The organism is Bacillus sp. JJ1127 (genome assembly GCF_036965845.1).
Lineage (GTDB): Bacteria > Bacillota > Bacilli > Bacillales > Bacillaceae_G > Bacillus_A.
The window spans coordinates 1-9,382 of sequence record NZ_JBALQK010000347.1; the positions used below are offsets into that span (position 1 = coordinate 1).

A 9,382-nucleotide genomic window follows, 5' to 3' on the forward strand; every position below is an offset into this window, starting at 1 on the left:
TAAGTAGTTCAGATAACGTGGAGAAACCGTATAAATGGCAGGTTAAATCGAGTATAAAACCACAAAGGTTTTATACTCGATTTTTTTGTTGATATGTAAAGGTTTATTCTGTTTTCGCTGTTGAATTAACAAGTGCAATAGCACATCAATTATCAGGATGACCATAACCATTGTCATTTCGTTATTTTAGATTTGATTCAAGTTGCTATTCGAGGTGTTAAAAAAGGAGTAGGAAAGTTATGTTAAAATATAAAGACAAGCAAAATGGTTCCTGTTCCGTTAACGAGCAGGATTGTTGAACAATCGGCATTTGTTTTAAGAGTGTCTAGTTTTCTAATAATGGAGGGGAATTATCAGATGTCAAACTACGAAAACGAAGAAATGCTAACGGGAGGGAATGTCTCAAACGTATATCGTTCGGAAGGTACTGTTCGACGAGAATTAAAGCCAGACAGTACCAAAATTCATAACCTATTAAATCATTTGGAAAACAAAGGTTTTAGTTATGCACCAAAGTTTTTAGGTATTGATGAAAAAGATAGAGAGATATTATCATTTATTGAAGGAGAAGCTGGTAATTATCCTTTAAAAGAATACATGTGGTCTAATGATGTTTTAAAAGAAATAGCGAAGACGCTCCGTCTTTACCATGATGCTGTGAGTGACTTTCCGTTATCAGATGATTGGAAACCAATGGATAATACTCCAAATAAAATAGAGGTTGTATGCCACAATGATTTTGCAATATACAACATTATTTTTAATCACGAAAAACCAGTAGGTATTATTGATTTTGATGTTGCTGGTCCTGGTCCAAGAATTTGGGACATAGCCTATACTCTTTACACTTGTGTCCCCTTAAGTAGAGTTTATCATACTGAAACAGGTGAGGCAGTTTATTATAATTCATTACAGCATGCCGACCGTATAAAACAAAGAGTTAAATTGTTTTTTGAATCCTACGGTGAGGATATGGAAGAAGATTATTTGGAGATGGTATTGCTACGATTAGAAGGGTTATGTAAATACATGAAAAGAAAAGCTAAAGAAGGCGATATGAATTTTCAAAAAATGATAGATGAAGGACACCTTGAACATTATCAAGACGACATTAAATTCATTCGTGAACATGGAAAAGAGTGGATTTAATGAAATAAGTCTTATACAAAAGTAAAGCTCAGAGTCATATAGGGACTTTGAGCTTTTTTGCGTGTTATTTACTATGCAAATTAACCTGTGAATTAATATGTTATTTAGCTCGTTATTTTGGATTTGGCATTATATGTAATGAATAGACGGTCGTATTAAAATAAAGTATTAGATTAAATAGTAGCTATGCGATTTTTATGCAGCGGCTTTAAATATGGTAAAATTTACGTGGGGTTGATTTTTGAGATGAGGGGGATTGTCTTGGACACACTGTTTTTCACTCTACTAGTAATAGGAATTGTATCTGCCTTTATAGGAACGTTAGCAGGAGGTGGAGGATTAATCACTTTACCGGCTATGATGCTTGTAGGCGTACCTATCCAGATTGGAATTGCAACTAATAAATTTTCATCAGGAATCGCTGCACTGACAAGCATATTCTACTTACTAAAAAATAAGCATCTAAGTGTAAAAACAATAATCGTGAATGTCTGTATTGCTATGATTGGAGGAATGAGTGGCGCACTTATTACCTCACATGTAACAGAACAAACAATGAGTACTATGGCCTTAATCTTATTGCTATTTGCTTTAATTATTACATTGAAAAATAAGCAATGGGTATCTTCTGTTGAGGGGAAAGCTAAAGATACAACAATTGTAAGTAATGCCATGCCGTTCTTTATAGCTGCTTATGATGGAGGATTTGGTCCCGGATCTTCAACATTTGGAATTCTACATTACATGAATCAAAAAAACACGTATATGAAAGCAGTTCAACTGACAAGAGTTTTGATTTTTGGTAGTTGTTGTGGAGCATTTATCATATTTTATCAAACAGGATTTGTCCAATGGAATTACGCAATTGCAATGGCAATCGGATCAGCAATTGGTTCCCAAATTGGATTAATTGCATTACCTAAAATTCCATTAAAGATTGCTAAAAAATTATTAATTACCATCATTTTTTTGCTAATAGGACAAGTAGCATTTAAGATGATTTGACTACCGAGAACACAGATTATGTGTTCAGTTATTACGTGAAGAAAGAAATAGAAAGTTTATCTAGAATGAAAAGGTCCATCAATTAGATGGGCTTTTTTTATTTCTAGTTTATGGAAGAATTTGTGTGCTAAAATGGTATAAAATATCAGAAAAATCAAAAAGCAAAAAGAAAGGTGAATGCGGTGTATGTCTATATTAGAAAAAATTAAAGAAAATGTTTCTAAAGTCATTGTAGGCAAGGAAGAGGTAATTGATTTAGCGATGATTGCGCTAGTTGCAAATGGACACGTTTTATTAGAAGACGTACCAGGAACAGGGAAAACAACGCTTGCTAAAACACTTGCCAAAAGTATTGCTGGAGCCTTTCAACGTATTCAGTTTACATCTGATACGTTGCCTGGTGATGTAGTAGGATTAGAATATTTTGATATGAAAGAGAGTAATTTTAAAACAAGGAAGGGGCCTATTTTTGCAAATCTTGTTTTAGCAGATGAAATTAACCGGGCTGTTCCAAGGACACAATCAGCCTTGTTAGAGGTAATGGAGGAACGAACGGTAACGATTGCAGGAATAACGCATGTATTACCAAATCCATTTATTGTGTTAGCTACACAAAATCCGTTAGAATCAGCAGGAACATTTGCACTTCCAGATGCGCAGTTAGATCGATTTCTATTAACAATTCGGCAAGGGTACCCAGATCGTACATGTGAAAAAGAAATGCTAAAACGATTTAAAGAAAAAAATCCATTCAACTATTTACAAAGCGTTGTATCTCTTTCTGATATATTGGAGTTGCAGGAACAATCTAAAAGAATCCATATACACGATGAGGTGGAAGAATACTTGCTCGATATTGTGGAAGCGACGCGAAAGCATGATCTAGTGGAAATTGGAGTTAGTCCACGGGGATCGTTAGCTTTTATGAGAGCGGCTCAAGCAAGAGCTTTATTAAAAGGTAGAGAATATGTAACTCCTGATGATTTGAAAGCTTTAGCATCCCCAGTTTGTGCCCACCGATTAACTTTAACCATTGAAGGGGATATGAAAACAACAAAAGTAGATGTACTGCAAGGGATTTTAGAAAAAATTGCAGTTCCAGTGGAAAGTGTATGAACGAAATCATAAAAAAGAAAAGTCTATTGTTGGAGCCTCTCTTTATAGGGGGAATTGGAGTTCTTTGTCTTATACTCGTAGTATTTACAAATCAATTTTTAATTGTGGCTGCCTTTTTGTTTTATTTGTTGCTAGTAGGATTTATATATATGTATATGAAAGCAGTCATGAGAGTGAGATGGGAGATTTCTCAAAATCAAAAGAGATTATTTATGAAAGAAACAGGAGAGTGTGTAGTGCAAATTATAAATGAGGCACGCTTCCAAATTTTTAAAGCAGCTCTTCAGTTTCGTTCTGATGAACAAATAGAGTGGGAAACGAATCAGAAGATGCAACGTTCTCATCATTCTTATCAAATTCCTATTCAAATAGAAGGAAGAGATATGATAACAATTATGTTAGAGGGAAATTCGAATGAAAGAGGGCGGCAAGGTTGGAAAACTGCGGAACTTATGATATCAGATCCATTCGGCCTTCTGACTTATTATTTGCCCATTGAACAAAAGAAACTACCAGAATTTCATATTCTTCCGCAGATGTCGAAAGTAACGATACCGGAAATGACAACATGGAAACATGGATTTCGCAGAGCAGCTGTTTCTCCATTATATGATGAAACAAAAATAGTAGGTGTGAAAGAGTATGAAGGAGAGCCATTTCGCTCCATTCATTGGGGAGCTACTGCGAAAACAGGAGTTATTAGTGCAAAAAAGTATGAATATACACAAGGAGACCGGTATGCACTATATGTAAATATATTAGGAAAAACAGGATATACGCTTCGTACAGATATGGAATATTTAATTCAAGTAGCTGCCGGTGTATGCCGAGAGTTAATTTTACAAGATTGCTCGTTTGAACTATGGATTAATGGGGTACGTGAACAAGGTGTCATTCACTTAAAGGGAGGAAAGCACCGAAAACAACTCTATAAAGCAATGGATCTTTTGTCTTCGTTAACAGAAAAAGACACACCACTTAATGCACATTTTTTCTATCAAACAGGCTTTCGAAGACAAGAAGCAGGTTGTATCCCATTAATTATTGGACATCCACCTGAAAAACAAAAAGGATGGATACAAATTGTAAAGTAAAGGAAGGGGAGTATGAAGAAATATAAATGGGGATCACGCGTTATATTTTGTTTCATAGCTATTAGTGCGTGCTTTGTATTAGCGATTGGAATAACAAAAGGCGCTTTTTTCGCGAAGGAAAAGGTACTAGATTCTTCTAATCCAAAGGGAAACCAGGGTGAACTACTTTTATCTAAAGGAGGGAAGAGTATTGAAAAAGGAAGGGCGGGACTTTGGAGGAAAGGGGAGGAGAAGGATTCAGGATCAGGAGTTGAAATAGAGGATACAATTGATTTTGATAAAGATGGATATTATGAGAAGGGGAAATTTAAACGAATACCCCGAGATAATAAGTTGCAAAATGATGGCGAAGAGTTTACAGGGATTAACACCGGAAATATCTTCATACAAATTGGTATTCTTTTTTTAATTATTTTAATCTTGTTTTTCATTTTTCGTCGTATACAAAATAAGAAACAACCGCTTCATAATATACGTTCTAAGCAAAAAGAAATACAAAAAGTTAAGGAAGAGGAAGAACAAGAACAAGAGAATCGAGATAGCTCAATACTTCCAGTAGAAGAAGTGCGAGCAATGCTAATCAAATGGGAATTGACATTACCGAAGTTTGAAAAGAGAAGATTACAAGAGACGGTTCAACAATGGTTTTCTCGTATCCACAAAAGTAATGATATTATTCCTATCTATGAAAAAGTAAGATATGGGGAAGGAACTGCTTCAAATGAAGAATTACAGATTATGCGGAGATGGGTAAAGGAAAATGCAAACAAGGGTTTATAATGTTAAATTTAGAGTAGGGCTATATCATTTTATAGGGTATTTGTGAACAGTGAATTTATAGTGAAATAAAAAGAATTAGAAGGAGAAAGTCTCTTATTAGCGGAAGTGTTACTGTATTTATTTCCAAAAATCACTATGTGAAGGTGGATATAGAATGAACGTTAAAAAACTTTACTTTTTACCAGCTGGCCGCTGCATGTTGGATCATTCTTCTGTTAATAGTACGCTTACTCCTGGTAAACTTTTGAATTTACCGGTATGGTGCTATCTTTTGGAAACAACAGAAGGTCCTATTTTGATAGATACTGGAATGCCAGAAATCGCTGTAGATAATGAAGAGCTTTTTAAGGGAACATTTGTTGAAGGGCAGATTCTTCCTAAAATGAAGTCGGGTGATAGAATTGTAAATATTTTAAAACGAGTAGGCTATGCGCCAGAAGATCTTCTTTGTGTTATTAGTTCTCATTTGCATTTTGACCATGCTGGTGGGAATGGAAGCTTTAGCCATACACCAATTATTGTGCAACGAACTGAACATGATGCTGCTTTACATAGAGAAGAATATTTAAAGGAATGCATATTACCAGGTTTGAACTATCAAATGATTGAGGGAGATTATGAAGTAATGCCAGGTGTTCAGTTGCTCTATACGCCGGGACATTCCCCAGGGCATCAATCAGTATTCGTTAAAACGGAAAAATCAGGCTCTGTTTTGCTAACAATTGATGCATCTTACACACAGGAAAACTTTGAGCAGGATGTTCCATTCGCAGGATTTGATTCAGAAATGGCCTCACAATCTATCAAGCGATTAAAGGAATTTGTTTTAGATGAAAAACCAATTGTTTTCTTTGGACATGATATGGAACAAGAAAAAAGTTGTAAAACATTCCCTAAGTATTTATAGTGTACTTATTTTGTAGGAATAAAAAATAATATAACTGCACCTTTTTTCATATTGATTTATGGAGATATGATATCCTAATAAAATCTAAAAAAGGTGGAAGGTATGAAAAAAAATCATAATGCTGTTTAGTGTAATGATATGTTGTTGGCTGTTAAGTGGATGTGATCGCACCTATTCATATATTGGAGAAAGTGAGCATTGAAAAGGCAAGTATATAATTTCACAAGCAGATACTAGTGAATCTGGAGAAGGATCGATTACTTACAAAGGAAAAGATGGCGAAAAAATCAATGAAGTAAGGTGGAGAGTTGAAGATAATAGTAGCAAACAAGAGGGAACGGGATTTATTGAGAGAGGAACGATTCAATTGAAATCTTCATGTTCGGGTTGTGCAGTACATGATAAGGAAGAAGCCTTTTGGGTCACAATTGAATGGGATGGAAAGAAAGAGACTTTTGAAATGAGATACAAGTAGTTGGGATTGTTAGACTAAATGAAAAAAGAGTGGTTTAAAAAATGAGCTGTGGAATAAAAAACTTAGCATGGGGAATAGAAAAGAATAAAAAACGACTTACATACTAAATGATTTTAAGGTGCAAGTCGTTTTTTTATTGGATTTGTAAAAAAGAACCTTAAATTTTGGTGGATGGAAAAAATTTAAGGCTCTTTTCTTAGTTAGTGAGAGTATTTGTTTTGATTTGAGAGGAAGAAGAGAAAAAGATTTCTCCCTTGCATTTATAAATAATTTGTTTTGCATGATGTAATTATGAATTACAGAACCAATTTTATAATTTTAAATTTTGTAAGATTGTAGGTTAATGAAAATAGGTGTAGATGTAAAATAAAGTCATGCTGTTTGTAAAAAAGCTGTATGAATGGTGTTTTAAACCATACCACTAGTTAAAGAAAATACATATATGGTGGACCTTTTGAGATAGATATAATTATGTGAAAATGATAGTAAGGAGGCCGAGGAAGTGTTTAATGATTTTAAGTTTGTAGACAATCGTCCGGTTTATATCCAATTAAAGGATTATTTGAAAAAAATGATTATGAAAGGCCAACTATTGGAGCATCAGAAGCTCCCATCTACCCGAGAATTAAGTAAATTATTATCGGTTAGTAGAACGACCGTTCTCACTACTTACGCAGATTTAGAACAAGAAGGCCTAATCTATGCAATAAAGGGAAAAGGAAATTTTGTAGGGAAAGTCGATGCAACCAAATCACCATCTATCGAACTAAACTGGAAAGGAATGCTGAATGAAGTTACCTTGCAAGCGGATGAATTAGATTTAATGAAGCACGGTGTTCGCTGGGAAAAAGGTATGATTTCATTCAATAGCATTGCCCCAGATGAAAAACTTTTTGATGTCGAAAATTTTAAAAGGGCTTTTTTGACGAGGTTATCCAATGAAGGAGATATCATTTTGAACTACGGATATGCCAAAGGTTACAGACCCCTAATTCATTACCTTCTTCATTATATGGAAATGAAAGGGGTAGACATTTCCAACAAAGATATCCTCATCACGAATGGCTTCACTGAGGGTCTGGATATTTTATTGTCTTCCTTAGCTAAAAAATCCGGGCGTATTATTTGTGAAAATCCTACCCATCATACTGCATTAAAGCTTTTTCGATTACATGGATATGAAATCCACGGGATGGAGATGAAGGATGATGGTATCGATATTTGTCAAGTTGAGAAAAGTTTGTCCGAAACAGATTTTGATTTTGCATATTTAATTCCGTCTTACCATAACCCTACTGGGATTGTCACCTCTTCTGAAAAAAGGTCTAAAATTATGAAACTTTTTTCAAAATATCAAGTTCCAATTGTAGAGGATGGATTTAATGAGGAATTACGTTATTCAGGTTCACATTTGGCGCCGTTATTGACCTTTTCCGGATCCGGGAACAATGTTATCTATATTAGCAGTTTTTCAAAAGTTCTTTTTCCGGGCTTACGTGTTGGATGGATTTTAGCGGATAAGAAATTAATCCACTACTTGGAAAGTATGAAAAGGGCACGTAATATTCATACGTCCACATTGGATCAGGCAGTGCTTTATCAGTATTTACATGATGGCTATTTCGAAAAATATTTAAAAAAGGCCAAGTCAATTTATAAGAAAAAATATGAACTAGCACTTCATTCTTGTAATCAATACATTCCATTTAAAAGAATGACTGGAGATGGCGGACTCCATCTTTTTATAGAGTTAGAAGAAGGAATACATTCACGTATACTTTTGAAAAAATGTTATCAAAAGGGAGTTGTTTTTTCTTCTGGAGATGTCTTTTACACGGATGGAAGGGGAAGTAATACGTTTCGATTAGGATTCTCTCGGTTAACGGAAGAAGATATTCTCACTGGAATTAAGATAATTGGTGATACTTTAAAAAATGAAAATTAGGAGTTGGAAAAATGAGAGTTGGCGTTATTATGGGAGGAGTGTCCTCCGAAAAACAAGTGTCCCTCATGACAGGGGAAGAAATGATTGCGCATTTGGATAAGAGTAAGTACGAAATAGTGCCTATTAAACTAAATGATAAAAAAGAGCTTGTTGAAAAGGGAAGAAATCTTGATATTGCATTGTTAGCACTTCATGGAGAATATGGGGAGGACGGTACGATTCAAGGTACACTGGAAACCCTTGGCGTCCCATATACCGGAAGTGGCATGCTATCAAGCAGTATTTGTATGGATAAAAATGTATCGAAAAAAATGATTCGTTATGAGGGCATTCAAACACCAGATTGGATTCATCTTTCAAGTATGGAAGAGCTTCAGCTTGATGAAATAGATAAAATGGGGTATCCGTTAGTGGTAAAACCAAATTCAGGTGGTTCCAGTGTAGGGGTAAAGATCGTATACGATAAGGATTCTTTACTTTCCTCTCTTGAAGAGGTATTCAAATGGGATTCTGAACTAGTAATTGAAAAATATATAAAGGGCGAAGAAATTACATGTTCTATTTTGGACGGAAACCTTTTACCAATCATTTCGATTCAACATACGGCTGAATTTTTTGATTATCATGCGAAATACGATGATATCGCTACGATTGAAGAGGTTGTAGAACTTCCGGCTACAACACATGAACGTGTCGCTGAAGCTGCAATGACCTGCTATAAATCATTAAAATGTAGTGTTTATGCTAGGGTAGATATGATTATAAAAGATGGAATCCCGTATGTTATGGAAGTGAATACATTGCCGGGGATGACCCAAAATAGCTTATTGCCTAAAAGCGCCCATGCGGCGGGAATATCCTATAACAAGCTATTGGATATAATTATTGAAACTTCCTTACAGGTTAGAAGG

Annotated in this window: 8 protein-coding genes; all 8 read left to right on the forward strand. The window is 34.9% G+C overall.

The features are described from left to right. The first annotated feature begins 357 nt into the window (after positions 1 to 357). Entirely contained in the window at positions 358 to 1,149 is a 792-nt protein-coding gene (locus V7183_RS24065; protein WP_335361086.1) for a phosphotransferase, read from the forward strand. Positions 1,150 to 1,410: 261 nt separating this feature from the next. Then, positions 1,411 to 2,154 (forward strand): sulfite exporter TauE/SafE family protein, encoded by a 744-nt coding sequence (locus V7183_RS24070; RefSeq protein ID WP_335361087.1) that lies wholly within the window; start codon positions 1,411 to 1,413, stop codon positions 2,152 to 2,154. Positions 2,155 to 2,340: 186 nt separating this feature from the next. Then, positions 2,341 to 3,270 carry an AAA family ATPase gene (locus tag V7183_RS24075; protein ID WP_335361088.1) on the forward strand — a complete coding sequence of 310 codons (930 nt, stop codon included), beginning with the start codon at positions 2,341 to 2,343 and terminating at the stop codon, positions 3,268 to 3,270. Then, positions 3,267 to 4,364, forward strand: a complete 1,098-nt coding sequence (locus V7183_RS24080) for a DUF58 domain-containing protein (protein ID WP_335361089.1) — start codon at positions 3,267 to 3,269, stop codon at positions 4,362 to 4,364. The genes V7183_RS24075 and V7183_RS24080 overlap by 4 nt, the downstream gene beginning before the upstream one ends. A 12-nt stretch (positions 4,365 to 4,376) precedes the next feature. Then, positions 4,377 to 5,144 carry a hypothetical protein gene (locus tag V7183_RS24085; protein ID WP_335361090.1) on the forward strand — a complete coding sequence of 256 codons (768 nt, stop codon included), beginning with the start codon at positions 4,377 to 4,379 and terminating at the stop codon, positions 5,142 to 5,144. Positions 5,145 to 5,298: 154 nt separating this feature from the next. Then, complete coding sequence (gene aiiA, locus V7183_RS24090) at positions 5,299 to 6,051, forward strand: quorum-quenching N-acyl homoserine lactonase AiiA (protein WP_335361091.1); 753 nt, start codon at positions 5,299 to 5,301, stop codon at positions 6,049 to 6,051. A 977-nt stretch (positions 6,052 to 7,028) separates the two neighbouring features. Further along, entirely contained in the window at positions 7,029 to 8,471 is a 1,443-nt protein-coding gene (locus tag V7183_RS24095) for a PLP-dependent aminotransferase family protein (protein ID WP_335361092.1), read from the forward strand. A gap of 11 nt (positions 8,472 to 8,482) precedes the next feature. Then, a partial coding sequence (locus tag V7183_RS24100; RefSeq protein WP_335361093.1) for a D-alanine--D-alanine ligase occupies positions 8,483 to 9,382 on the forward strand: 900 nt, incomplete at its 3' end.